This is a genomic window from Leifsonia sp. C5G2 (genome assembly GCF_013359685.1).
Taxonomy (GTDB): domain Bacteria; phylum Actinomycetota; class Actinomycetes; order Actinomycetales; family Microbacteriaceae; genus Leifsonia.
Genome location: NZ_JABFMV010000009.1, coordinates 33,034 through 57,501 on the forward strand (window position 1 = coordinate 33,034; position 24,468 = coordinate 57,501).

Consider the following 24,468-nt stretch of genomic DNA (forward strand, 5'->3'; position numbering starts at 1 on the left):
CTCCCTCCGATGACGGTGGCTGCCCGTAGTGTTGAGCCCGATCGAGGAGGGGAGGTGCCGTGGCCAAGGCGTCCGTCAACTATCGCTGTTCCGAATGCGGCTGGTCGACCGCGAAGTGGGTGGGCCGGTGCTCGGAGTGCGACGCGTGGGGCACGCTCGCCGAGCAGGCGCAGCCCACGGGTGTGCTCCGCGCCCTCAAGCCGGTGACCATCGCCGCCGGCCGCGAAGCCCGCGCGATCACCGACATCCGCGCGGACGGCGTCGACCGGCGGCCGAGCGGCATCGGGGAGTTCGACCGAGTGCTCGGCGGCGGCATCGTCCCTGGTGCGGCCATCCTGCTGAGCGGCGAGCCGGGCGTCGGCAAGTCGACGCTGCTGCTCGAGGTGGCCTCCCGTGCCGCCCGCGCGCGCAACCGCGTGCTCTACGTCAGCGCGGAGGAATCGGTGAGCCAGGTGCGCATGCGCGCCGAGCGCACCGGCGCCGTGCACGATTCGCTCTACCTCGCCTCCGAGACCGACCTCGCCACCATCGTCGCGCAGATCGACGCGGTCGAGCCGGCGCTGGTGATCGTGGACTCCGTCCAGACCGTCTCCAGCGGGTCCACCGAGGGCATCGCGGGCGGCCCGAGCCAGGTGCGGGAGGTCGCCAGCACGCTCATCCGGGTCGCCAAAGAGCGCGACCTGCCCATCGTCATCGTCGGCCACGTCACGAAAGACGGCTCGATCGCCGGCCCCCGGCTGCTCGAACACCTGGTGGATGTGGTCTGCCAGTTCGAGGGCGACCGCCAGACGGCCCTGCGCTTCGTCCGGGCCCTCAAGAACCGCTTCGGCCCGACCGACGAGGTGGGCTGCTTCGAGATGACCGGAGACGGCATCGCCGAGGTGCCCGACCCGAGCGGCCTCTTCCTCAGCCGCAACACGACGCCCGTGTCCGGCACTTGCGTGACGGTGGCCATGGAGGGCCGGCGCCCGCTGCCGGTCGAGGTGCAGGCGCTCGTCGTCGGCACGACGGCGCCCAACCCGCGCCGGGTGACCAACGGCGTCGACGGCTCCCGCGTCGCCATGCTGCTCGCAGTCCTCGAGCGCCGGGCGGGCATCCGTCTCGGCGACAAAGACGTGTACGTCTCCACCGTGGGCGGCGTGCGGCTCAACGAGCCCGGCGCCGACCTGGCCATCGCGCTCGCGATCGCCTCCGCGGCGACCGACCGCGCCATCCCGCACACCCTGGCGGCCTTCGGAGAGATCAGCCTGGCCGGCGAGGTCCGTTCCGTGGTCAGCGGCAAGCAGCGCACCGCAGAGGCGGCCCGGCTCGGCTTCTCGACGCGGGTCGACGAGCGCAGCGAGTCCATCCGCGAGGCCCTCCGACTCGCCTTCACCGCCGCATCGACGGATCGCGAACGGGAGCTCGACGCCGCGTTCTGACGAGTGCGTGTCGAATCCGGGCCCGGCCGTTCGACGCACGGATACGAACCGAATACGGAAGGACACCCGATGCCGCTCTACGCCATCCTCATCCACTTCGACCCGAGCGCCGAGCACGACGCCGCCGAGCTCGCCGAGCACGACCGGCACTCCGACGACCTCATCCGCGCGGGGGCGCTCGTCGCCGCCTACGCGCTCACCCCGCCCGCAACGGCCCGTTCCCTCCGCGCCGACGGCGAGACCGACGGCCCGTACACCGAGAGCAAGGAGCTGATCGCCGGCATCGGCATCGTCGAGGCGAGCGACCGGGAGGCCGCACTCGCGCTCGCGCGCCAGAACCCGGCGATGCGGCACGGCTCCGGCGTCGAGGTCCGTGAGGTCGCCGGCGCCTACCTCCGGGAGGCCGACACGGCGGCTGCGGCCACCGCACCCGCCGCCGACGTCACTGCAGGATGAACTGCTTCGTCTGCGAGCTCTTCACGTCGGAGACGCTCGTCTCCAGGTGATACGAGGCGCCGCCGGCGGGGACCTGCGGCCGCTGCGCCTGGCAGGTCGACGGGTCGGAGCGCGTACGGTCCCAGGTGATCGGCGCCTGCGACGAGATGGTCTTGCCGGGCTGCAGCAGCACCTCGGCATCCACCTTGTCGGTCTGGCAGTCCGTCGACTTCCAGTACACCTCCGAACCACTCGTGATCGTGAAGGCCTGCTTAGCGGTCCCGGCGTCGATCGTGCAGGCCGCCGACCCGGTGTTCGTCAGCGCCACCGAGAGCTGCGGCAGCTCGCCCGCGGCGTAGACGTCCTTGTCCGTGACGGCCTCCACCTTCACGTCGCCCGGCGCGCACGGCTTACCGTCGGCGCTCGCGCTGCTGGTCGGGATGCTCGTCGCGGCGGCCGGCGTGCTTGTCGAGGCGGGCACGGGCCGCTTCTTCGCGGGCTCGCCGCCGGCGGAACCGGGGCGCACCACGATGAGGACGATGACGACGACGACGGCGACCAGTCCGATGAGGACGATGAGCCGACGACGCCAGTAGACGCTGCTCGGCTGCGGGCCGACCGGGTTCTTGAACGTCGACATGCCCGCACTATAGCCAGGGCCCCCGGACACGCCCGGCAGGCGCGCCCGGCCGTCAGGGCATGCTCAGAGGTGCTTGATCATGCGGGTGTTGCCGAGCGTGTTGGGCTTCACCCGGGCCAGATCCAGGAACTCGGCGACGCCCTCGTCGTGGGAGCGCAGCAGCTCCGCGTACAGGGCGGGATCGACGGTCGCCTCCCCCATGTCCTCGAAACCGTTGCGCCCGAAGAAGCCGACCTCGAACGTCAGGCAGAACAGTCGGTCCAGCCCGAGCTCCCGGGCGTCCGACTCCAGCCGCCCGAGCAGCGCCCGGCCGACGCCGCGGCCCAGCCAGTCGTCCGCCACGGCGAGCGTGCGCACCTCGCCGAGGTCGCTCCACATCACGTGCAGCGCGCCGCAGCCGATCAGCTCGCCGTCGGCGTTCTGCGCGACCCTGAACTCCTGCACCGCCTCGTAGAGAGTGACCATCTCCTTGCCGAGCAGGATGCGCCGCTGCACCAGCGGCTCCACCAGCTGCTGGATGCGGGGCACGTCACTCGTCCGCGCCCTCCGGATGCTGAACCCTGGCCCGCTGTCACCGCTCACCGTTCCAGCCTACCGAGGGGCGGGAGCCGCCCCGGACCGCACGCGGCTCAGGCCCGTGGACACTTCACGGCTGCACGATCGGGAACCACAGCGGGAAGTCGTCCAGCATCCCGAACAGCCGGTCCACCGCCGCGCGGTCGCCCTCCACGCGTGCTTCGCCCAAGCCGACGAGGTCGTCGAGGGGCCGGCCGCCGAACAGGGCCGCGGCCAGCGCCGCCTTGCTCGACGACACCCGCGCCACCGTCCCGTCGAGCGACGCGTCGCGTGTGTACACGAGCACGCCGTTCCGAACCTCCAGCAGGAAAGCCGCCGGTCCGCGCTCGGCGTCGGTGACCGTCCAGCCCAGGGCGAACGGCTCGTCGCCGGTGCGGCCGGCGTCGAGCTTGATGCCGGCGAAGTCGAGGATCATCTCCGGCGACATGGCGGCGAAGACGTCCGGGGTCGCCAGCTGGATATCGCCGAGGTTCCTGACGCCGTTGCGCAGCTCCAGCGCCCCCATGAGGTACTCGTTGCGCCAGGTCGGGTTCTCGCACTGGTACCCGAGCTGCTCGAACGCGTCCGCCTGCAGCAGCGCGGCCGCCCGGTTCGCCGGGTCCGCGAAGACGACGTGCGTGAGCACCTCGGCCACCCAGCGGTAGTCGCCGGCGTCGTAGGCCGCGCGCGCCTTCTCGACCACGGCGTCCGCCCCGCCCATGTACTCGACGTAGCGTGGCCCCGCTTCGGCCGGCGGAAGCTGGTTCAGGTGCGCGGGATGCGAGTCGTACCAGCCGAGGTACCGCTGATAGACGGCTTTCGCGTTGTGGCTGAGCGAGCCGTAGTAGCCGTGGCTGTACCACTCGCGGTCGAGGCCCGGGGGCAGCCGCAGCTCCTCCGCGATCTCCGTCATCGTCAGCCCGCGGTTCGCGAGCCGCAGCGTCTCGTCGTGAATGAACTTGTACAGGTCGCGCTGGTTCGCCAGGTACTCGCGGATGTCCGCGGTTCCCCAGCGCGGCCAGCCGTGCTGACCGACCAGCACGTCGGTCTCCCCGCCGAACAGCCCGATCGTCTGGTTGAGGGTCTTCCACCAGGTGGCCGCATCCCGCACCTGCGCGCCGCGCAGGGTGTACAGGTTGTGCATCAGGTGGTTGGCGTCCTCCGCCACACACAGCAGGCGGAGCGCCGGGAAGTGGATGAGGAACTCGGCGGGCGCCTCGGTTCCCGGCGCCATCTGGAACGTCATCTCGACCCCGTCGACGGTCCGGCTCTCCCCCGTCTCGCGGATCAGGTCGGTCGGCGGCACCAGGGTGGCGCTCCCGCCCGCGCCGAGCGTGTTGGCGAGCCCGGCATCCACCTGGCCGCGCGGGCCCGGTGCCAGGAGCGGGCCGTACATGTACAGCGCGCGGCGGGTCATCGCCGTGCCCGCGTAGACGTTCTCGGCCGCGGCCTCGTACAGGAAACCCTCCGGCGCGATGACCGGGAAGTCGCCGCCGTGCGCGTCCTCCAGGATGGCGCGAGATCCGCTGAAGTGGTCGACGTGGCTGTGCGTGTAGACGAGGCCGGTCACGGGCCGGTCGCCGCGGTGCTCGCGGTACAGGGCGAGCGCCGCGCGGGCGGTCTCCGCGAAGCTCAGCGGGTCGATGACGATGATCCCGGTCTCGCCCTCGACGATCGTGATGTTCGCCAGGTCGATCCCGCGCAGCTGGTAGACGCCCTCGGCGACCTCGAACAGCCCGTGATGGTTGTTCACCTGGGCGTGCCGCCAGAGGCTGGGATGCACGGTATCGGGCGCCTCCTCCGAGGCATCGACGAAGTCGTGGGACGTCAGATCGAGCACGGGCGTGCCGTCGGCCCGGCGGATCAGCGGATCGGCCGGTGCGCCGACGAACCCGCGCGCTGCATCGTCGTAGTCGCGCCGGTCGCCCAGCGGCAGCATGTCGCGCGCCGCCCGGTTCGCCGCGCGGGTGTGCTCCGTCGCGTCCTTCGGCATCGTGTCGTTCGCATCCGACATCGTGGTCCCCTCTCCGCGGCCGCCCTGGCGCGATCTCGCCGTCAGGCTAGCGGGCCGCTGGCGGCGCGGGGAGTACCGGAAAACGCGGAACGGCCGGTGCCCGAGCGGGCACCGGCCGTTCCGATGAGGCGTGCGTCAGTCGTTCGCGGCGAGATCCGGCGTGGCAGGCCCGGTCCCGATCGCGGCGGCGGCGTTGATGCCGGCACCGATCGGCTCCTTGCGAGCCGTCGTCGTGAACACGAAGTCGCCGTCGGCGAAGTCGACGTGGACGTGGTCGCCCGCGTTCAGCTCGCCGTGCAGGATCTTCTCGCTCAGCCGGTCCTCGATCTCGTGCTGCACCGCGCGGCGGAGCGGGCGGGCGCCGAGTGTCGGGTCGAACCCGACCTCGATCAGCCGCTCCTTCGCCGGGACGGTCAGCTCGATGGTCATGTCGCGGTCGAGCAGGCGGTTCGACAGGCGCTTGATGAACAGGTCGACGATCTGCAGCAGCTCCGGCTTGCTGAGCTGCGGGAACACGATGATCTCGTCGACACGGTTCAGGAACTCGGGCTTGAAGTTCTTCTTCAGCTCCTCGTACACCTTGCCGCGCATCCGGTCGTAGCCGGTCGTCGGGTCGCCCTCGATCTGGAAGCCGACGGGGCCGCCGGAGATGTCCTTCGTCCCGAGGTTCGTGGTCATGATGATCACGGTGTTCTTGAAGTCGACCACGCGACCCTGACCGTCCGTCAGACGTCCCTCCTCCAGGATCTGGAGCAGCGAGTTGAAGATGTCGGGGTGCGCCTTCTCGATCTCGTCGAACAGCACGACGCTGAACGGCTTGCGGCGGACCTTCTCGGTCAGCTGGCCGCCCTCCTCGAAGCCGACGAACCCGGGAGGGGCGCCGAACAGGCGGGAGACGGTGTGCTTCTCGCCGTACTCCGACATGTCGAGGGAGATCATGGCCGACTCGTCGTCGAACAGGAACTCGGCGAGCGCCTTCGCCAGCTCGGTCTTACCGACCCCCGTGGGGCCGGCGAAGATGAACGAGCCGGAGGGACGCTTCGGATCCTTCAGTCCGGCGCGGGTGCGGCGGATCGTCTTGGACAGGGCCGCGATGGCCTCCTCCTGGCCGATGACGCGCTCGTGCAGCGCCTTCTCCATGTAGACGAGTCGAGCCGACTCCTCCTCGGTGAGCTTGAACACCGGGATGCCGGTCGCCTGGGCCAGCACCTCGGCGATGAGGCCCTCATCCACCTCGGCGGTGGTCTTGACCTCGCCCGAGCGCCACTGCTTCTCGAGGCGCAGCCGCTCGCCGAGGAGGTTCTTCTCCTCGTCGCGCAGGCTCGCGGCCTTCTCGAAGTCCTGGTCCTCGATCGCGGCCTCCTTCTGGGAGCGCACGGCGGCGATCTTGTCGTCGAACTCGCGCAGCTCCGGCGGCGCCGACAGGATCGACAGGCGGAGTCGCGCGCCGGCCTCGTCGATCAGGTCGATGGCCTTGTCCGGGAGGAAGCGGTCCTGGATGTAGCGGTCGGCCAGGTTCGCCGCCGCGACGATCGCACCGTCGGTGATGGACACCTTGTGGTGCGCCTCGTAGCGGTCGCGCAGGCCCTTCAGGATGTTGATCGCGTGGGGCAGCGAGGGCTCCGCGACCTGGATGGGCTGGAACCGGCGCTCGAGCGCAGCGTCCTTCTCGAAGTGCTTGCGGTACTCGTCGAGGGTCGTGGCGCCGATCGTCTGCAACTCGCCGCGGGCGAGCAGCGGCTTGAGAATCGAGGCCGCGTCGATCGCGCCCTCTGCAGCACCTGCTCCGACGAGGGTGTGGATCTCGTCGATGAAGGTGATGATGTCGCCGCGGGTGCGGATCTCCTTCGTGACCTTCTTCAGGCGCTCCTCGAAGTCGCCGCGGTAGCGGGAACCGGCGATGAGCGAGCCGAGGTCGAGCGTATAGAGCTGCTTGTCCTTCAGCGTCTCCGGAACGTCGCCGCGGACGATCGCCTGCGCGAGTCCCTCGACGACGGCGGTCTTGCCGACGCCGGGCTCGCCGATCAGCACGGGGTTGTTCTTGGAGCGGCGCGACAGGATCTGCATGACGCGCTCGATCTCCTTCTCGCGTCCGATCACGGGGTCGAGCTTGTTGTCGCGCGCGGCCTGCGTGAGGTTGCGGCCGAACTGGTCGAGGATCTGGCTACCGGCCTGCGCGGTGGTCTGATCGTTGCCGCCGACCTGGACCTGCTCCTTGCCCTGGTAACCCGAGAGGAGCTGGATGACCTGCTGGCGGACGCGGTTGAGGTCGGCGCCCAGCTTCACGAGCACCTGGGCGGCGACGCCCTCGCCCTCGCGGATGAGGCCGAGCAGGATGTGCTCGGTGCCGATGTAGTTGTGGCCGAGCTGGAGGGCCTCGCGGAGGCTGAGCTCGAGCACCTTCTTCGCGCGCGGCGTGAAGGGGATGTGGCCGGTCGGCTGCTGCTGGCCCTGGCCGATGATGTCCTGGACCTGCTCGCGCACCGCGTCGAGCGAGATGCCGAGCGACTCGAGGGCCTTGGCGGCGACGCCCTCGCCCTCGTGGATCAGGCCGAGCAGGATGTGCTCCGTCCCGATGTAGTTGTGGTTCAGCATCTTGGCCTCTTCCTGGGCCAGGACGACCACACGGCGGGCTCGGTCGGTGAATCTCTCGAACATGTCTACTCCTCGTACGACTCCGGGCAGGTTCGGCGTCGATACAAAGAGAGTAACCACCGGTTCCCCCGTCCCGCGGCCCTGTTCGCCGTGGGCGTGACGGGTCTCAGAGGACGCCAGGGTTCGGCGGCGCTCAACCCTGCCGGGCGGGCAGCGTGAGGGTCTGGTCGGGCAGTTCGACGCCCACCTCCGCCGTCTTGGACGTGCCGTCCGGGGTGGCGAAGACCGTCGTGTACGGCACGTAGTCGTGCGTGCAGATGCCGCCGGGCGCAGGAGCGAGGGTCGCCGTGATCTTCGTGGGGCCGGAGGAGCGGATGTGGTCGACCTTCGGCGGGCAGGTGGAGGAGCCGTAGAGCACGATCGCGAGGCGCGTGCCGTCTTCCATCCAGACCGCCCACGACGATCCGCCCGCGCTGCTGGCCGGGGCTTCCACGCCCTTCGGCTCGCCCGCGTAGTCCTCGACCGGCCGCCCCGGCGCCGAGGTGCAGCCGGCGAGGGCGGCGACCGCGGCGAAGGCCGCGACAGCGGGGAGGAGACGGGAGGCGGTCCGGGGCACGCGCCCATTCTAGGGAGCGCGTCTCGGAGCGGGCCGTGCGCGCCTAGGATGCCGCTATGAGCAACCTCGAACGCGATCCGGCGGAGCTCGTGGCGGGCACCGCCGTCCTCGACGACGCCGACGTCGAGCTGCTGGAGCCGCGGGATGTCCCGCTCGGCGGGCCGCGCGCGATGACCGTGCGCCGCACGCTGCCGCAGCGCCGCCGGTCGCTCATCGGAGGCTGGTGCTTCGTCGACCATTACGGTCCGGACGACGTGGACGCGACCGGCGGCATGCGCGTGCCGCCGCACCCGCACACGGGCCTGCAGACGGTGAGCTGGCTGTTCGAGGGCGAGATCGACCACCGCGACAGCGTCGGCAGCCACGCCCTGGTACGGCCGGGCGAGCTGAACCTGATGACGGCCGGCCGCGGGATCAGCCATTCCGAGGTCTCGACGCCGGGCACGCGGCGGCTGCACGGCGTCCAGCTCTGGGTGGCACTGCCGGAGTCGTCCCGCGACGTCGCTCCGTTCTTCGAGCACTACACCCCCGTCGCCGGCAGCATCGGGGCCGCCATCGTGCGCACCTTCGTCGGGTCGCTGGCGGGGAGCGGCACGGCGGCCACTGTGTTCTCGCCGCTCGTCGGGGCGGAGCTGGTCATCCCGGCCGGGGCGACGATCGAGGTGCCGTTGGATGCGGTGTTCGAGCACGGCATCCTGGTCGACACGGGCGAGGTGACGGTGAACGGTGTCGCAGTACCCCTCTCGCACCTGGCGTACCTGTCTCCGGGCCGCCCCCGGGTCACGGTCGCGGCCGCGACGCCCGCGCGCATCGTGCTGCTGGGTGGGGAGCCGCTCGGCGAGCAGATCGTGATGTGGTGGAACTTCATCGGCCGCAGTCACGACGAGATCGTGGCGTTCCGCGCCGATTGGCAGGGCGAGGTGATCGCCGGCGCCGAGCCGCATGGGCGTTTCGGCACGGTCGAGGGCTACGACGGAGCCCCCCTGCCCGCACCGGAGCTCCCCACGGTGCGCCTACGCCCCCGCGGCTGACCCGTCTCCGTTCCCGTCCACAGCCACCGGGTCACGCCGGTTCTCCACAACTTTCCCCGCACGACTCCTCTGCGATGCCCCGACCCGGCACACTTGGTACATGCATGCAAAACCGTTGCTTTCGCATGCACACCTTTGTACAATCAATCACATGGGAGTCACCGTGCAAGTCAGAGATCTGGATCCGGCGGTCAACGACCGACTGAAGGAAGCGGCGGCGGCCAAGGGCCTGTCGTACTCCGAGTACCTGCGTCGCGAGTTGACGCGCATCGCCGAGAAGCTGCGCATCGACGAGCGCTGGAACGAGGTGTCCTCCGCGAGCCGCTCCACCCGTGAGCGACCCTCCGTTCCGACCGAGCCCTGGCGACCGTTGGGCATGAGCACCGACGAGATCGTCGCCTCGCTCCACGAAGATCGCGACAACCGATGAGATCCGCCGTGGTGGATTGCAGTGCCGTGGTCGATCTTCTCGATGCAGGCGGCCCGGCCGTCTTTCACGAACATCCCGAGCTTGAGGAGTGCATCCTCGTGGCGCCGCACCTGCTCGATCCGGAGTTCCTGAGCACGGTGCGGCGGCACGCGATGCGCGAGCGAGGGCGACCGGACGACTACGAGCGCTTCGTCATGGGGTTCTACCGGCTCGACATCATGCGCATGGAGCACGAACCGCTCTGGGAGTACGCCTGGCGATGGCGGGAGAACCTCAGCGCGTACGACGCCATGTACGTCGCGCTCGCGCACGTGCTGGAGCTTCCGCTCCTCACCGCCGACGAACGTCTCGCGGAAGCCGCGCGACCGTGGTGCGACGTGCGTCTGGTCCGCGAACTGGCAGCGGCGTGACCGGCCATGGCCGCCGACACGAGCCGGCTACTGGAGCGCGGAGGTCAAGCGGGCCAGGTTGTCGAGCACGGTGGAGCGCAGCGGCTGCTTCATCCATTCCTCGAGGGTGAGCTCGCGGCTGTCGCGACGGTAGCCGTCCTCCACCTTGCGCATCTCGTCGACGAAGGAGCGGCCGCGCACCATGAGCGAGACCTCCATGTTGAGCTGGAACGAGCGCATGTCCATGTTGCTCGAGCCGATGACGGCCACATCGTCGTCGATGGTGAAGTGCTTGGCGTGCAGGATGTAGGGCGCCTTGTACATCCAGATCCGCACGCCCGAACGCAGCAGCGCCTCGTAGTACGACCGCTGCGCGTGATAGACGAGCGCCTGGTCGCCGATCTCCGAGACGAACAGGTCGACCGAGATGCCGCGCTGCACGGCGGAGGTGATCGCCATGAGCATGGCGTCGTCCGGCACGAAGTAGGGCGAGGTGATGACGATGCGCTCCTGCGCGTAATAGAGCAGGGCCAGGAACAGGCGAAGGTTGTTCTCGCCCGCGAACCCCGGACCCGAGGGCACGACCTGGGCGTCCAGTTCGTTCGGGTCGATCTCGTCGGTGATCGGCTCGGTCTCGCGCTGCAGCAGCTCGTCGGTCTCGCTGTACCAGTCGGTGATGAAGATCGCGTTGAGGCCGGCGACGATCGGGCCCTCCAGCCGCACGATGAGCTCCTTCCACTTGAGCCCGCGCCGGATGTTCGACTTCTTGTTGTAGCTGCGGTCGATGATGTTCTGCGACCCCATGAAGGCGACACGGCCGTCGACGATCAGCAGCTTGCGGTGGTTGCGCAGGTCCGGCCGCTGGTACTTGCCTTTGAACGGCTGCACGGGGAGCATGAGCTGCCACTTCGCCCCCATCGCGGTGAGGCGCTTCGTGGTGCGCTTGTAGTCGGGCGTACGCAGCGACGCGATGTGGTCGAGCAGCACGCGCACGATCACGCCGCGCTTCGCCGCCTCCTCGAGCGCGTCGAAGAATGGTCCCGTCGTCTTGTCGAGCGACAGGATGTAGAACTCGACGTGCACGTACTTCCGCGCCTTGCCGATCTCCTCCGCCATGGCGTTCAGCGTGCCGACGTAGTCGCCGTTCAGGGTCGCCCGGTTGCCGCCGACGAGCGGCATCGCGCCGAGCTTGCGGTTGAGCTCGACCACGCCCTCCAGCCACGGCGGCCACGGGTGGTCGCGCCGTACCCGCTCGATGCCCTCGGTGCTCTCGATGATGAAGCGGTTGATCTCCTCCTGCTTCTTGCGCCGACTCTTCGGGAGCTTATAACTGCCGATGAGCAGGAAGAACAGGATGCCGATATAGGGGATGAGGAAGATCGCCAGCAGCCACGCGGTCGCCGAGGTGGGCTTGCGGTTGCGCGGCACGATGATGATCGCGAGTACGCGGATGATGAAGTCGACGAGCAGGGCGACCCCGATGGAGATCGAGACCCAGAATCCCGTCTCCATGCACACGTCCCTCCGGCGAAGTCAGAGCGACGCGGACGCGTCCCCAGGCCTACCGTATCGGGTGCGACCGGTGCCCGGCAGACATCAGGGCTTCGGGGCGAGTCCGCGGCGGGCGCGCTCCTGCGCCTCCAGCCGGCTGTACGCCTTCCGCTCGTTGCGGTCGGCGCGCACGATGAAGCGCATGATCGCCCAGAACAGCAGGCCCACCAGCACGGTCGGCGCGAGCGCCCAGACGAGGCCACCGAGGATGTCGTTCATATCGCCCTCATCGTAGCGCCACGGCCTGGGAGGCTACTTGACCAGCGGGAAGAGGATGGTCTCGCGGATGCCGAGCCCGGTGAGGGCCATGAGCAGACGGTCGATGCCCATCCCCATGCCACCGGTCGGCGGCATCCCGAACTCGAGCGCCCGCAGGAACTCCTCGTCCAGGCGCATGGCCTCGTTGTCGCCCGCAGCCGCGAGCTTCGCCTGCTCGACGAAGCGCTCGCGCTGCACGACGGGGTCGACGAGCTCCGAGTAGCCCGTGGCCAGCTCGAAGCCCCGCGTGTACAGGTCCCACTTCTCGACGACGCCCTCACGCGAGCGGTGCGCACGAACCAGGGGGCTCGTGTCGACCGGGAAGTCCATCACGAACGTCGGCCGCACCAGGTCGGTCTTGACGTAGTGCTCCCACAGCTCTTCGACGTACTTGCCCGCCAGCGGGTGCTCGATCTCGATGCCCGCGAGCGCGGCGAGCTCGCGCAGTCGCTCGATCGGCGTCTCCGGCGTGATCTCCTCGCCGATGGCGTCCGAGAGGCTGTCGTACATCCGGATGCGGTCCCACTGGCCGCCGAGGTCGTACTCCGTGCCATCGGCCCAGGTGACGACATGCGAGCCGGAGACCGCGACGGCCGCATCCTGGATCAGGGTCTGCGTCAGGTCGGCGATCGAGTTGTAGTCGCCGTACGCCTGGTAGGCCTCCAGCATCGCGAACTCGGGCGAGTGGGTGGAGTCGGCGCCCTCGTTGCGGAAGTTGCGGTTGATCTCGAACACGCGGTCGATGCCGCCGACCACCGCGCGCTTCAGGTACAGCTCGGGCGCGATGCGGAGGTACAGCTCGGTGTCGAAGGCGTTGGAATGGGTGACGAACGGGCGCGCCGACGCACCGCCGTGCATCACCTGCAGCATGGGCGTCTCGACCTCGACGAACTCGCGCTGGGCGAACGTGCTGCGCAGGCTCGCGACCGCCTTCGCGCGGTCGATCACGGTCTTGCGTGCCTGCTCACGCGCGATCAGGTCGAGGTAGCGGGCGCGCACCCGGGTCTCCTCGCTCAGCTCGTTGTGCAGGTTGGGCAGCGGGAGCAGGGCCTTCGCGGCGATCCGCCACTCGGTCACCATCACCGACAGCTCGCCGCGACGGCTGGAGATCACCTCGCCGGAGACGAACACGTGGTCGCCGAGGTCGACGAGCTCCTTCCAGGCGTCGAGCGACTCCTGGCCGACCTCGCCGAGCGACACCATGACCTGGATGCGCGAGCCGTCACCCGCCTGCAGCACGGCGAAGCAGAGCTTGCCCGTGTTCCGCAGGTGGACGACGCGGCCGGCGATGCCGACGACCTCGCCGGAGGCCTCGTCGGCCTGAAGGTGCTCCCACTTCGCACGGACGGCCGGGATCGTCGTGGTCACCGGCACATGGACCGGGTATGCGCCGCCGCTCGCGTCGGCCGCCTCCGCGATCAGGCGCTCGCGCTTGCTGAGCCGTACCGCCTTCTGCTCGCTGACGTCCTCCTCGCCGGCGTCGGCGGGCTCGAGGTCGGCCGCGGTGGTCTGCGCGTCGGTCATCGCTGTCGTTCCTTATCGAAGAGGGCGGGCGGTCGTGGCTGGTCGGCTACCGGTCACGTCGTGAGGCGCTGATTGTCGATCAGGCGGGTCGTGCCGACCCGGGCGGCGATCAGCATCAGAGCGGGACCGTGGTGGTCAGGCGAGGCCTCCCGGAAGCTCTCCGGGTCGACGATCGCGAGATAGTCCAGCTTAACCGCCGGTTGCGCCTCGATGCGCGCGCGGGCCGCGGCGAGGGCGGCGGCGACGCCGTCGGTGGCCGCATCCGCCCCGGCGGCGAGCGCCTCCGACAGGGTGACCGCGGCAAGCCGGTCGTCGGCGCCGAGGTAGCGGTTGCGGCTCGAAAGCGCGAGACCGTCGTCCTCCCGGACGGTGTCGACGACGGCGATCGTGACGGGCAGGTTGAGATCCTCGACCATCCGGCCGATCACGTGGACCTGCTGGGCGTCCTTCTGCCCGAAAACGGCCACATCGGGCTGGACGATGTTGAACAGCTTCGTCACCACGGTCAGCACGCCGTCGAAGTGTCCGGGCCGGGAGGCGCCCTCGAAAAGCGTTCCCGACTCGCCTGCAGTCACCCGCGTCTCGGACGGACCGGCCGGATACATCTCGGCCGCGGTCGGTGCGAAGACGATGTCGGCCAGCCCCTCCAGGGCGACCACGTCGGCATCCAGGGTGCGCGGGTAGCGGTCGAGGTCCTCCCCCGGGCCGAACTGCAGCGGGTTGACGAAGATCGAGACGACGACCACTCCGCCGAGATCCCGGGCGCGCGACACCAGGCGCAGATGACCCTCGTGGAGAGCGCCCATCGTCGGCACGAGCACCACGCGCCCGGTGGGCGCGTCCGCCGGGCCGTCCTGCATCGCGGTGCGCCGTGCCCCGGCGATCCGCGCCCGCAGCTCGGCGATGGTCGTGATGATCTCTGGCATGCTCGTCCTTCCGGCCGGTCGTCCACCGGCCGGATCAAGGCTACTCGCCGCGGAGGAACCAGCCGCGGCCGTCGTCCCGGGCGCTCGGAGGGGCGCCGTCCTCGATGGCGTCGAGCACGTCCAGGTCGAGCCGGGTGGGCGCGCCGGCGCGGGTGAGCGCGTTGTCCACGGCCGACCGGATGAGCGAGCTGAGGAACGAGCCGGGGTTCTCCACCCCGATATCGCGCAGCAGACCGGTGGACTGCTCGACGATCGAGCGCGAGAACGCGGTCGCCGTCGCGATCGCCTCGGCGTACGCCGCGCGGTCCGCCTCGGCGACGACGACGGGTTCCCCGCCCATCTCGACCACGAGGGCCTGCGCGATCGGCAGCACGGCAGCGGGCGCGGTCACCGCGAAGTAGCTCTCCGACAGGCGCGCCAGGTCGAGACTCGTCCCGGTGAACTCCAGCGCCGGATGGATGGCCAGCGGGATGGCGCCGGCGGCGGCTGCGGGCGCCAGCACGTCGATCCCCCGGCCCGGCGCGGTGTGCAGGACGATCTGGCCCGGCTGCCAGGTTCCCGTCGCCGCGAGCCCTGAGACCAGGGCCGGCAGCTCCGGCTCCGGCACGGCGAGAAGGACGAGCTCGCTGCGCTCCACCAGGGTCGGGACGTCGAGCAGCGGGACGTTCGGCAGCATCCCCTCGGCCCGCTCGCGGCTGGCCTCGGACACGGCGGAGACACCGACGAGAGCGTGCCCCGCGCCGGCGAGGGCCAGCCCGAGCACCGGGCCGACGCGGCCGGAGCCGACGATGCCGACGCCGAGCCGGCCGGAACGCTGCGACGGCGGACGGGCGGACGGGAGCATCAGTGTTCCTCCTCGGAAGACGGGACATCGGTGATCGGACCCGGGGCGGACGAGGCATCGCGGGGCGCCGCGGACGGCGCGACGCTCCCCCAGCGGTGGCTGCGGTCGGCCGCCGCTGCCGCGATCGCGCGCGCCGCCACCTCCTCGAACAGCCGCACGCCGGTCGGCGCGTCGATCGCGGCGAGGCGCGGCCGGACCGGACCGGAGACCGTGTGGAAGCGCGCCTCGGAAAGCCGGAGGGCCGCCTCCAGCGGTCCCTGCTTCAGTTCCAGGCTCTGGAGCCGCGCGAGCGGGACCACCGCGAGGCTGCGCCACACGAACCCGCGCCGGAGCAGGACGGTGTCGTCGAGCAGCAGAAAGCCGGTGCGCTGCCAGGAGAACGGCCGGAACCAGGCCGCGCGTCGCGGGCTGCCGACGAAGCTGTCGCGGCCCGCCGAGACCATTCCGGCCTCGATCGCACGCCGCTCCTCCTCCGCGCCGAGGCCGGGGAGCACGAGGGCGAGCACCCGCGACACGTCGGCCGCGTCGCCGACCGGCAGCATGGTCGTGTTCGGCTGCCCGGCCGCGCCCTTCTCGCGTGAATGGCCGGCGGTGTCGATGCGGATCTGCCACCAGCCGAACGGCCGCCACAGCAGCGGCTGCAGCACCTCGACGGCGTGGATGCGACCCGGCGGCAGCGTCTCGTTGCTCGTGCTGAGCAGCCCGAAGCCGACGCGGACTCCGTCCGGCGTGCCCGCGATCGAGTACCGCAGCGACTTCGTGAACCGGTTGATGTAGAAGCTCGCCGAGCCGATCAGGCCGGGGAGCACGACGATGAGCAGCCAGGCGGACCCGGTCGAGGCGCCCCAGATCAGGAAGGCGACCACGATCACGACGAAGACGGTGAACCCGCTGAGCAGCAGCGACCCGAGCAGGCGCAGCGGCGGGATCTTGACAACCGACTCCGGCGGCGCGGCGTTCGGGTCGAGCTCCGGCGCCAGGAACTCGTTCACCCGCCGGCCGACGAGCTCCCCGACGGCCGCGGCCCGCGAGGCCTCCCCCGGTGCGGCCGAATTCGCAGTCCCCTGAGCGGCCGCTGCCCCCGCGGCCTCCGCCGCCTCCGCCGCCCGCACGCCCGACGCGAGCCGCAGCACGTCGCCGCGCAGCCCGTCCGCCAGCGTCGACCCGAGGTAGGCGAGCTGCACGTTCGCGTCGTGGCCGGCCACCGAGATGTCCAGCTTCGCGGCGCCGAAGATGCGCGCGAGCACGGGGCGGACGAGATTGATGCCCTGGATGCGGTCGAGCCGCGCCTTGCGCTGCGTCCGGAACAGGATGCCGCTGCGCACCTCCACCGCATCGCCCGTGATCCGGAAGCTGTGCATCCGCCACGACAGGTAGAACGCACCGAGGCACAGCAGCAGCACCACGGCGACGCCGAGCAGCGCCCAGCCCTCCCAGCCGTGGTTGTAGATCGCGTCGAGCGGGTCGCCGCCGTAGTCGGGCGCCCCGACGAAGAACGAGATCAGCCGCTCGCGCAGATTGGAGAGCACGAAACCGAACACGGCGATGAAGACGATGCCGCCGCGCAGCAGCGGCGTCGCGGGATGCAGCCGGTGCCACTCGCCGTCGGTGTACCGCTCGGCCGCGCGCTCCGCCGCCGACAGCGGTGCGCCGCCGGGCAGCGCCCCACGGACGTTCACAGCCCCGCCCGCCTGCTCTCCGCCAGCTCGACGAGCCGGTCGCGCAGCTCCGCGGCCTCGGGTTCGGGCAGACCGGGCACCATCACCCCGGTGGAGGCGGCGGCCGTCACGAACTTCAGGTCGGCGAGCCCCAGCATCCGGCTGACCGGACCGCGGTTGATGTCGATGAGCTGCATGCGCCCGTACGGCACCGAGACGAAGCGCTGGAACATGATGCCTCGCCGGAACAGCAGGTCGTCGTCGCGCAGGCGGTAGCCGATCGAGCGGGCGCGGCGTGGGGCGATGATCAGCGCGATGACGGTGATCGCCACCACGACCGCGAGCGCCAGCCAGCCGAAGGGCCACCCGCCGACGAGCCAGAGGAACAGGCTCGCGGCCGAGAGGATCAGGCCGGTGATCACGGTTCCGGAGATCACCACCAGCACGTACTTCGGCGAGACGCGGCGCCACTCGCCGACGTTGAGGTCAATCCGTTCCGGCATGGACGCGCTCCCTGCGCTCGTCGTCGTCGCCCGGCGGGAGGGTGCAGAACAGCTCGGCCACCAGTCCCGCGACCATCAGGATCACGGCCCCCGCCGTGGCGAGCGCGGTGAGCAGGATGGCGTTGCCGCCGGGAAGCACATCCCGTGTCAGCAGGTAGGCGCCGATCCCGACTCCGACGCCGGTCAGGAGCGCCCCGCTCAGGCTGCAGGCCTTGGCGAGCACGACGATGCGCGTCGCCTGGAACGGGTCGATGCGGCGGACGCTGCGGCCGCGCACGGCCCGGCGGATCGGGATGGCGAAGGCGATGACGAGCACGGCCACCGCGAGCAGCGTGATCGGGAGGGTGAGCGGCGGGATGAAGACGGCCTGGCCCATCCCGGAGGCGGCGAGCTCGGCGAGGAAGCCGACGACGAGGCCGCCGACGCCGAGGCCGATCAGCGAGGTCGCGCGCGTGCGGTTCACAGCTCCTCCCCCCGGGCGGCGTCAGGCCAGAGCCGCACAGGGTCGGTCGCCTTCTCCGCCAGCGCTGCCACCGGGCCGTAGCCGGGCAGCTGCGCGTCCGCGTCGACGTCGAGCCACGGCACGAGCACGAAGGCCCGCTCGTGGGCGCGGGGGTGCGGGAGCACGATGCGCGGGTCGTCGTCCGAGACGATCCCGCCGTAGTCGACGATGTCGATGTCGAGGGTGCGGTCGCCCCAGCGCTCCTCCCGGACGCGGCCCAGGCGGTCCTCGACGGCGTTGACGAGGCCGAGCAGGTCGAGGGGCTCGAGCAGGGTGTGGACGAGCGCGACGGCGTTGAGGTACGGGGGTGCCTCCTCGTCGACGCCGTCCGGCTTCAGCGCCGGGGTCTCGTAGAGCCGCGAGACGGCGCGCACGTCGACGCCCGGTTCGGCGCCGAGCAGGTCGACGGCGTCCCGGATGGTCGCGGCGCGGTCGCCCAGATTGCTCCCGAAGGCGAGCACAGCGGGTACGCCGACGCGCATCCGCACGGGCTTGCCGAGGGGTGCGGCGTTCATGCGCGACTCCGGACGATGCGGACGGCGACGTCGGCGAAGGGCACGGCGATCGGCGCCTGCGGCTTGTGGACGGTCACCTCGACGGCGTCGACCGGCTCGTGCGCGAGCACGGTGGCGGCGACGCGCTCGGCGACCGTCTCGATGAGGTCGACGGGGTCGCGCTCGACGGCGGCGGCCACCTCCTCGGCGAGCTCGCCGTAGTGGACGGTCGCCCCGAGGTCGTCGCCCGCGGCCGCCGGCGACAGGTCGAGCCATGCCGTGACGTCGACCACGAAGTCCTGACCGTCGGCCCGCTCGAAGTCGAACACGCCGTGGTGGGCGCGCACGCGGAGGCCGGTCAGGACGATCGAGTCGGTCGGCCGCGCCTGGTTGCTATTCATCGGATCCAGCTTGCCACGCCCGGACGACGTCGAGGGCGATCCTGGTCGACGGCACGTCGTGCACCCGCACCGCCCAGGCGCCGGCCTGTGCCGCGAGCGCGGAGATGACGGCGGTGGGGGCGTCCCGGTCTTCGACCGACGCGCCCTCCGGCAGCAGGGCGCCGAGGAACCGCTTGCGGGAGGCGCCGATCAGCACGGGGTAGCCGAGCGTCTCGATCTCGCGGAGACCGGCCAGGACCTGCCAGTTGTGGCCCGCGTTCTTCGAGAACCCGAGGCCCGGGTCGAGGATGAGCTTGGCAGGGTCGATGCCGCGCTGCAGCAGGTCGGTGATCCGCGCGGAGAGTTCCGCCCGGACTTCGGGCACGGTGTGCCGGTACACCGCCCGGGAGTCGGCCGCGTCGAGCCGCCCGCGCCAGTGCATGACCACGTACTGCGCCCCGGTGTCGAGGACCGCGTCGGGCATCCCGGCGTCGGCCAGACCGCCCGAGACGTCGTTGACGATCGCGGCGCCGGCTTCGACGGCGGCGCGGGCTGTGGAGGCGTTGAGGGTGTCGACGCTCACCGTCACCCCGCGGGCCGCGAGCTCGCGGATGACAGGGACGACGCGCTTGCGCTCCTCCTCCGGCTCCACACGGATGGCGCCCGGCCGGGTGGACTCGCCCCCGACGTCGACCAGGTCGGCGCCCTGCGCCACCAGCTCGAGGCCGTGGGCGATGGCCGCGTCGGGCTCGAGCCAGAGCCCGCCGTCGCTGAACGAGTCCGGCGTCACGTTGAGGACGCCCATGATGAGAGTCACTCGGCGCCGTGCCCGATCAGGGCGATGAGCTCCGCCCGGGCCGCAGGGTCGGTGTACGCGCCGCGGGCCGCCACAGTGACCGTGGTGCTCCGGGTCTGGCGGGCGCCGCGTGTGGTCACGCAGGTGTGGGCGGCGTCCAGCACCACCAGCACGCCGCGGGCCGCGGTGCCCTGCTCGATCGCGTCGGCGATCTGCTCGGTCAGGCGCTCCTGGATCTGCGGGCGGGCCGCCAGCGTCTCGATGACCTTCGGGATGCGGCCGAGCCCGACCACGGCCTCCCCCGGCAGGTAGGCGACGTGCGCGACGCCGAGGAACGGCAGGAGGTGGTGCTCGCACACCGAGCGGAACTCGATGTCGCGCAGCAGCACCGTCTCGGCCTGACGCCCGGACTCCAGCGGCACCGGTGCGCCGAGGTCGTCGACCGGGTCCCGGCCGACGCCGGCGAAGAACTCGGCGTAGGCATCGGCGACCCGAGACGGCGTCGATTCCAGCCCCGGACGCGCCGGATCCTCGCCGATGGCGGCGAGGATCTCGGCGACGGCCGCCTCGATGCGCGGACGATCGATGCCGCTCATGCGCGAGGCGGCCCTAGGCGGTGGCCGGTCGCGGCTTGATCGCGGGCGAGCGCTTCGGCTTCGCGGCCGGCGGCTCGGAGTCGACGCCGCCGTCCACCGCGCCCGCGTCGATCGGGGCCTTCGGGAACGGAATCGGCGGGACGTCCGAGATCGGGCGCTTGTCGCTGGAGAGCCACTGCGGGCGCTCCGGCAGCTTCTTCACATCGGCGAAGATCTCCGCGATCTGGTTGTGGTCGAGGGTCTCGTGCTCCAGCAGCGACGCGGCGAGACGGTCGAGCACCGCGCGGTTGTCGTTGATGACCTCCCACGCCTCGTCGTGCGCCTTCTCGATCAGGGCGCGCACCTCCGCGTCGACCTGCTCGGCGATGCGCTCGGAGTAGTCGCGCTGGTGGCCCATGTCGCGGCCGAGGAACATCTCGCCGTTCGCCTGGCCCAGCTTGACGGAGCCGATGTCGGCGCTCATGCCGTACTCGGTGACCATCTTGCGGGCGATGGAGGTCGCCTTCTCGATGTCGTTCGAGGCGCCGGTGGTCGGGTCGTGGAAGACGATCTCCTCCGCGACGCGGCCGCCCATGGCGTAGGCGAGCTGGTCGAGCAGCTCGTTGCGGGTGACGGAGTACTTGTCCTCCAGCGGCATCACCATCGTGTAGCCGAGGGCGCGGCCGCGCGGCAGGATGGTGATCTTCGTCACCGGGTCGGTGTGGCGCATCGCCGCGGCGGCGAGGGCGTGGCCGCCCTCGTGGTACGCGGTGATGAGCTTCTCCTGGTCCTTCATGACGCGCGTGCGCTTCTGCGGACCGGCGATCACACGGTCGACCGCTTCATCGAGCGCACGGTTGTCGATCAGCTGAGCGTTGGAACGCGCGGTCAGCAGCGCGGCCTCATTGAGCACGTTGGCCAGGTCGGCGCCCGTGAAGCCGGGGGTCTTACGAGCCAGCACCTCGAGGTCGACCGACGCCGCCAGCGGCTTGCCGCGGCCGTGCACCTCGAGGATCTTCTTGCGGCCGAGCAGGTCGGGCGCATCCACGCCGATCTGGCGGTCGAAGCGGCCGGGACGCAGCAGGGCCGGGTCGAGGATGTCGGGGCGGTTGGTCGCCGCGATCAGGATGACGTTGGTCTTCGGGTCGAAGCCGTCCATCTCCACGAGCAACTGGTTGAGCGTCTGCTCGCGCTCGTCGTGGCCGCCGCCCAGGCCGGCGCCGCGGTGACGGCCGACGGCGTCGATCTCGTCGATGAAGATGATGGCGGGCGAGTTCTCCTTGGCCTGCTGGAACAGGTCGCGGACACGGCTCGCGCCGACGCCGACGAACATCTCGACGAAGTCGGAACCCGAGATCGAGTAGAACGGCACGCCCGCCTCACCCGCGACGGCGCGGGCCAGCAGGGTCTTGCCGGTGCCGGGAGGGCCGTACAGCAGCACGCCCTTCGGGATGCGGGCGCCGACCGCCTGGAACTTGGCCGGCTCCTTCAGGAAGTCCTTGATCTCCTGCAGCTCCTCGATGGCCTCGTCGGACCCGGCGACGTCGTCGAAGGTGACCTTCGGCGTCTCCTTCGTGACGAGCTTCGCCCGCGACTTGCCGAACTGCATGACCTTGTTGCCGCCGCCCTGCATGCCGGAGAGCATGATCCAGAAGAACACGCCGATCAGGAGAGCCGGGATGAGGAAGCCGAGGATGTTGACGAACCAGTTCGGCTGCGGCACCTCGTCGTCGTAGCCCTTGGGGAGGTTCGCGTCGTCGACGGCCTTCACGACGTCCTGGCCGCGCGGCGTGACGTAGTAGAACTGCACCTGGTTGCCGAGGTTGCCGTCCGGCTCCTTGAGCGTCAGGTCGACGCGGTTCTCGCCGTCGACGATCTTCGCGCTCGACACCTTGTCCTGGGCGAGGTACTCCATGCCCTTCTGGGTGGAGACGCTCTTGAAGCCGGACATCGTGATCAGGCTCGAGCCGATCCACACCGCGATGATCGCGAGCACGACGTACAGGATCGGGCCGCGGAAGATCTTCTTGACGTTCATGGTGCGACCACAGTACCGCCTGGCCGCTGTGGGCCGCCTGCGTGTTCGCTCTGGGCGGTCTGCGTGGCCCGGGGCGGCGTCAGCTGTAGACGGCGGGCGCCAGGATGCCGACCCCGCGGAGGGTGCGGTAGCGCTCGTCGAAGTCGAGGCCGTAGCCGACGACGAACTTGTTCGGGATCTCGAAACCGACGTACTTCACGTCGATCTCGACGCGCGCCGCCTCGGGCTTCCGGAGCAGGGTGAAGATCTCGATCGACTCGGGCCCGCGGCTCTTCAGGTTCGACAGCAGCCACGACAGCGTCAGGCCGGAGTCGATGATGTCCTCGACGATGAGGACGGTCTTGCCGCTGAGGTCGGTGTCCAGGTCCTTCAGGATGCGGACGACTCCGCTCGACTGCGTTCCGCTGCCGTACGAGCTGACGGCCATCCAGTCCATGGTGACCGGGATGCGCAGCTCGCGGGACAGGTCGGCCATGACCATGACCGCACCCTTGAGCACGCCGATCAGCAGAACGTCCTTGCCCGCGTAGTCGCGCTCCACGTCCCTGGCCAGCTCGGCGATGCGGGAGCGGATCTGCTCCTCGGTGATCAGAATCTCGGTGAGGTCGGCCTGAGCGTCCGTGAGTTCCATGGGGGTGGCGCTGTCCTTACGTGGCGTACGTGGTGGGGTGAAACGTGAGCAGCCCGTTCTGCCTGACCACTCTAACGCCTGGCAGATCGACCGGGCCCTGCCCGTGCCAGTCGGTGATGAGGGCCGCGACCGACAGCGTGTGGGCGCGGGTGAGCGCGACGCCGAACTCGGCGGAGACGACGAGGCGGATGATGCGCTGGCGCAGCGCGGCCGGGTCCGCTGCGAGGCCGCGCACATCGAGCGCGACCGAGCCGTCGTCGGCCTGGGTGACCAGTTCCTGCGCCCACTCCAGCGCGAGGCCGTCGAGGGCGTCGTCGTCCTCTCGCAGCTGCTCGGCCGTGCGCGCGAGCGCCTCGGCGACGCCGGGGCCGAGCTCGCGCTCCAGCACGGGGAGCACGGCGTTCCGCACGCGCACGCGCGTATAGGTGGGGTCGTCGTTGTGCGGGTCGTCCCAGGGCTCCAGCCGGCTGTCCGCGCAGAAGGCCCGCGTCTCGGCGCGGCGCAGCCCGAGGAAGGGGCGCAAAAGCCGGCCGGTGTCGGGCAGCATCCCCTGCAGGCTCGACGGGCCGGAGCCGCGCGCGAGGCCGAGCAGCACGGTCTCGGCCTGGTCGTCGAGGGTGTGGGCGAGCAGGATCCGCTCGGCGCCGGTCTGCGCCAGCGCCCGGTCGAAGGCGGCGTGCCGGGCGGCGCGGGCGGCGCCCTCCGGTCCCCCGGCGGTGTCGACCGAGACGCGCTCGACGAGGACGGGGTCGAGCCCGAGCGCGGCGGCCTGTCCGGCGGCCCGGGCGGCGACGGCGTCCGACCCCTCCTGGAGGCCGTGGTCGACGATCACGGCACCGGCGCGGAAACCGGCTCGCGGCGCCTCGAAGGCTATCGCCGCGGCCAGGGCGAGGGAGTCGGCTCCCCCGCTCAGGCCCACCAGCACCAGGGCGCCGGCCGAGAGCGGCGCGGGACGGTCGGGGCCGTGGTCGTCGTGCGGATCCACCGGCGGGAGCGCTGCCGCTGCGGCGAGCGCAGTCCGCACCGCGCGACGGGCGTCGGCGATCGGCGGGCTGAGGCGCGGGCGGCGCCCGGGAGCATCCTGACCGTTGAGAGGCACCTAGTAACGTTAGTGCCGAATCACGACCACATAAGGAGTACGGCATGGCCGAATACGACGTCGTCATCGAGATCCCCAAGGGGAGCCGCAACAAGTACGAGGTGGACCACGAGACCGGTCGCGTCTACCTCGACCGGGTACTGTTCACGAGCTTCGTGTACCCGACCGACTACGGCTTCTTCGAGAACACCCTGGGCGACGACGGCGACCCGCTGGACGCGCTCGTGCTGCTCGAGTACCCGGTCTTCCCGGGCGTCGGCGTCAAGGTGCGCCCGGTCGCCGTGCTCAACATGAGCGACGAGGCGGGCGGCGACGCGAAGATCATCGCCGTGCCGTACAAGGACCCGCGCTGGCAGCACATCCAGGATGTGAACGACATCCCGGAGCAGACCCGCAAGGAGATCGAGCACTTCTTCGCCCGCTACAAGGACCTCGAGCCGGGCAAATTCGTCAACATCGAGGGCTGGGGCGACGCGGCCGAGGCCGACTCGCTCGTGCAGAAGGCGATCGCGAAGCTCGCCGCCGAGGGCCACTGACCCTCCCAGGGCCCGGCCCCAAGCCAA

26 protein-coding genes are annotated in these 24,468 nt (G+C 70.7%); 6 read left to right on the forward strand and 20 right to left on the reverse strand.

Annotated features, from left to right (window positions below; genetic code table 11):
- Positions 1-59 precede the first annotated feature (59 nt).
- Positions 60-1,421: a DNA repair protein RadA gene (gene radA / locus HNO83_RS12765; RefSeq protein ID WP_175337898.1), complete on the forward strand. Its 1,362-nt coding sequence runs from the start codon at positions 60-62 to the stop codon at positions 1,419-1,421.
- Positions 1,422-1,490: 69 nt separating this feature from the next.
- Positions 1,491-1,877, forward strand: a complete 387-nt coding sequence (locus HNO83_RS12770; protein ID WP_175337899.1) for a YciI family protein — start codon at positions 1,491-1,493, stop codon at positions 1,875-1,877.
- Here the strand turns inward: HNO83_RS12770 and HNO83_RS12775 are convergent.
- The 5 genes from HNO83_RS12775 to HNO83_RS12795 form a co-directional block, all read right to left on the reverse strand.
- A complete protein-coding gene (locus HNO83_RS12775; protein WP_175337900.1) occupies positions 1,864-2,496 on the reverse strand; it encodes a hypothetical protein in 633 nt (210 codons plus the stop codon). The two genes, HNO83_RS12770 and HNO83_RS12775, sit on opposite strands and share 14 nt — an antisense overlap.
- A 63-nt stretch (positions 2,497-2,559) precedes the next feature.
- The gene (locus tag HNO83_RS12780) at positions 2,560-3,078 is read right to left on the reverse strand and encodes an amino-acid N-acetyltransferase (protein WP_175337901.1); all 519 of its coding nucleotides are present in this window, start codon (positions 3,076-3,078) and stop codon (positions 2,560-2,562) included.
- Positions 3,079-3,142: 64 nt separating this feature from the next.
- On the reverse strand, positions 3,143-5,065 hold the full coding sequence (locus tag HNO83_RS12785; RefSeq protein ID WP_175337902.1) for an alkyl/aryl-sulfatase: 1,923 nt from the start codon (positions 5,063-5,065) through the stop codon (positions 3,143-3,145).
- 135 nt (positions 5,066-5,200) lie between these two features.
- Positions 5,201-7,723 (reverse strand): ATP-dependent Clp protease ATP-binding subunit, encoded by a 2,523-nt coding sequence (locus HNO83_RS12790; RefSeq protein ID WP_175337903.1) that lies wholly within the window; start codon positions 7,721-7,723, stop codon positions 5,201-5,203.
- A 130-nt stretch (positions 7,724-7,853) separates the two neighbouring features.
- On the reverse strand, positions 7,854-8,276 hold the full coding sequence (locus HNO83_RS12795) for a hypothetical protein (RefSeq protein ID WP_175337904.1): 423 nt from the start codon (positions 8,274-8,276) through the stop codon (positions 7,854-7,856).
- Positions 8,277-8,332: 56 nt separating this feature from the next.
- Here HNO83_RS12795 and HNO83_RS12800 point away from each other — a divergent pair, with 56 nt between their 5' ends.
- The 3 genes from HNO83_RS12800 (at position 8,333) to HNO83_RS12810 (ending at position 10,147) form a co-directional block, all read left to right on the forward strand.
- Entirely contained in the window at positions 8,333-9,307 is a 975-nt protein-coding gene (locus tag HNO83_RS12800) for a pirin family protein (RefSeq protein WP_175337905.1), read from the forward strand.
- A 151-nt stretch (positions 9,308-9,458) separates the two neighbouring features.
- Positions 9,459-9,737 (forward strand): FitA-like ribbon-helix-helix domain-containing protein, encoded by a 279-nt coding sequence (locus HNO83_RS12805; protein ID WP_175337906.1) that lies wholly within the window; start codon positions 9,459-9,461, stop codon positions 9,735-9,737.
- The gene (locus HNO83_RS12810; RefSeq protein WP_175337907.1) at positions 9,734-10,147 is read left to right on the forward strand and encodes a type II toxin-antitoxin system VapC family toxin; all 414 of its coding nucleotides are present in this window, start codon (positions 9,734-9,736) and stop codon (positions 10,145-10,147) included. The genes HNO83_RS12805 and HNO83_RS12810 overlap by 4 nt, the downstream gene beginning before the upstream one ends.
- Positions 10,148-10,174: 27 nt before the next feature.
- Here the strand turns inward: HNO83_RS12810 and cls are convergent, their stop codons facing one another.
- The 15 genes from cls to tilS form a co-directional block, all read right to left on the reverse strand.
- The gene (gene cls, locus HNO83_RS12815) at positions 10,175-11,638 is read right to left on the reverse strand and encodes a cardiolipin synthase (RefSeq protein ID WP_175337908.1); all 1,464 of its coding nucleotides are present in this window, start codon (positions 11,636-11,638) and stop codon (positions 10,175-10,177) included.
- A gap of 84 nt (positions 11,639-11,722) precedes the next feature.
- Positions 11,723-11,896, reverse strand: coding sequence for a hypothetical protein (locus HNO83_RS12820; protein ID WP_175337909.1), 174 nt, complete (start codon positions 11,894-11,896; stop codon positions 11,723-11,725).
- Positions 11,897-11,929: 33 nt separating this feature from the next.
- Positions 11,930-13,459 (reverse strand): lysine--tRNA ligase, encoded by a 1,530-nt coding sequence (lysS, locus tag HNO83_RS12825; RefSeq protein WP_175337910.1) that lies wholly within the window; start codon positions 13,457-13,459, stop codon positions 11,930-11,932.
- Between the two features lie 53 nt (positions 13,460-13,512).
- On the reverse strand, positions 13,513-14,385 hold the full coding sequence (panC, locus tag HNO83_RS12830) for a pantoate--beta-alanine ligase (protein ID WP_175337911.1): 873 nt from the start codon (positions 14,383-14,385) through the stop codon (positions 13,513-13,515).
- A gap of 40 nt (positions 14,386-14,425) precedes the next feature.
- Positions 14,426-15,229, reverse strand: coding sequence for a Rossmann-like and DUF2520 domain-containing protein (locus HNO83_RS12835; RefSeq protein WP_175337912.1), 804 nt, complete (start codon positions 15,227-15,229; stop codon positions 14,426-14,428).
- On the reverse strand, positions 15,229-16,908 hold the full coding sequence (locus HNO83_RS12840; protein WP_175337913.1) for a PH domain-containing protein: 1,680 nt from the start codon (positions 16,906-16,908) through the stop codon (positions 15,229-15,231). The genes HNO83_RS12835 and HNO83_RS12840 overlap by 1 nt, the downstream gene beginning before the upstream one ends.
- The gene (locus HNO83_RS12845; protein ID WP_175337914.1) at positions 16,905-17,390 is read right to left on the reverse strand and encodes a PH domain-containing protein; all 486 of its coding nucleotides are present in this window, start codon (positions 17,388-17,390) and stop codon (positions 16,905-16,907) included. Before HNO83_RS12845 ends, HNO83_RS12840 begins: the two co-directional genes overlap by 4 nt.
- Entirely contained in the window at positions 17,374-17,853 is a 480-nt protein-coding gene (locus HNO83_RS12850) for a DUF3180 domain-containing protein (RefSeq protein ID WP_175337915.1), read from the reverse strand. The genes HNO83_RS12845 and HNO83_RS12850 overlap by 17 nt, the downstream gene beginning before the upstream one ends.
- Complete coding sequence (gene folK, locus HNO83_RS12855; protein WP_175337916.1) at positions 17,850-18,407, reverse strand: 2-amino-4-hydroxy-6-hydroxymethyldihydropteridine diphosphokinase; 558 nt, start codon at positions 18,405-18,407, stop codon at positions 17,850-17,852. The genes HNO83_RS12850 and folK overlap by 4 nt, the downstream gene beginning before the upstream one ends.
- Entirely contained in the window at positions 18,404-18,787 is a 384-nt protein-coding gene (gene folB, locus HNO83_RS12860) for a dihydroneopterin aldolase (RefSeq protein ID WP_175337917.1), read from the reverse strand. Before folB ends, folK begins: the two co-directional genes overlap by 4 nt.
- Positions 18,780-19,571 carry a dihydropteroate synthase gene (gene folP, locus HNO83_RS12865; protein ID WP_175337918.1) on the reverse strand — a complete coding sequence of 264 codons (792 nt, stop codon included), beginning with the start codon at positions 19,569-19,571 and terminating at the stop codon, positions 18,780-18,782. Before folP ends, folB begins: the two co-directional genes overlap by 8 nt.
- Positions 19,572-19,579: 8 nt before the next feature.
- Entirely contained in the window at positions 19,580-20,158 is a 579-nt protein-coding gene (gene folE, locus HNO83_RS12870) for a GTP cyclohydrolase I FolE (protein WP_175337919.1), read from the reverse strand.
- Between the two features lie 13 nt (positions 20,159-20,171).
- Entirely contained in the window at positions 20,172-22,175 is a 2,004-nt protein-coding gene (gene ftsH, locus HNO83_RS12875; protein WP_175337920.1) for an ATP-dependent zinc metalloprotease FtsH, read from the reverse strand.
- A 79-nt stretch (positions 22,176-22,254) separates the two neighbouring features.
- Complete coding sequence (gene hpt / locus HNO83_RS12880; RefSeq protein ID WP_175337921.1) at positions 22,255-22,806, reverse strand: hypoxanthine phosphoribosyltransferase; 552 nt, start codon at positions 22,804-22,806, stop codon at positions 22,255-22,257.
- 16 nt (positions 22,807-22,822) lie between these two features.
- On the reverse strand, positions 22,823-23,830 hold the full coding sequence (tilS, locus tag HNO83_RS12885) for a tRNA lysidine(34) synthetase TilS (protein WP_349627198.1): 1,008 nt from the start codon (positions 23,828-23,830) through the stop codon (positions 22,823-22,825).
- Positions 23,831-23,949: 119 nt separating this feature from the next.
- On the opposite strand from tilS, the gene HNO83_RS12890 reads away from it, so the two are divergent.
- On the forward strand, positions 23,950-24,441 hold the full coding sequence (locus HNO83_RS12890) for an inorganic diphosphatase (protein ID WP_064109921.1): 492 nt from the start codon (positions 23,950-23,952) through the stop codon (positions 24,439-24,441).
- Positions 24,442-24,468: the final 27 nt, after the last annotated feature.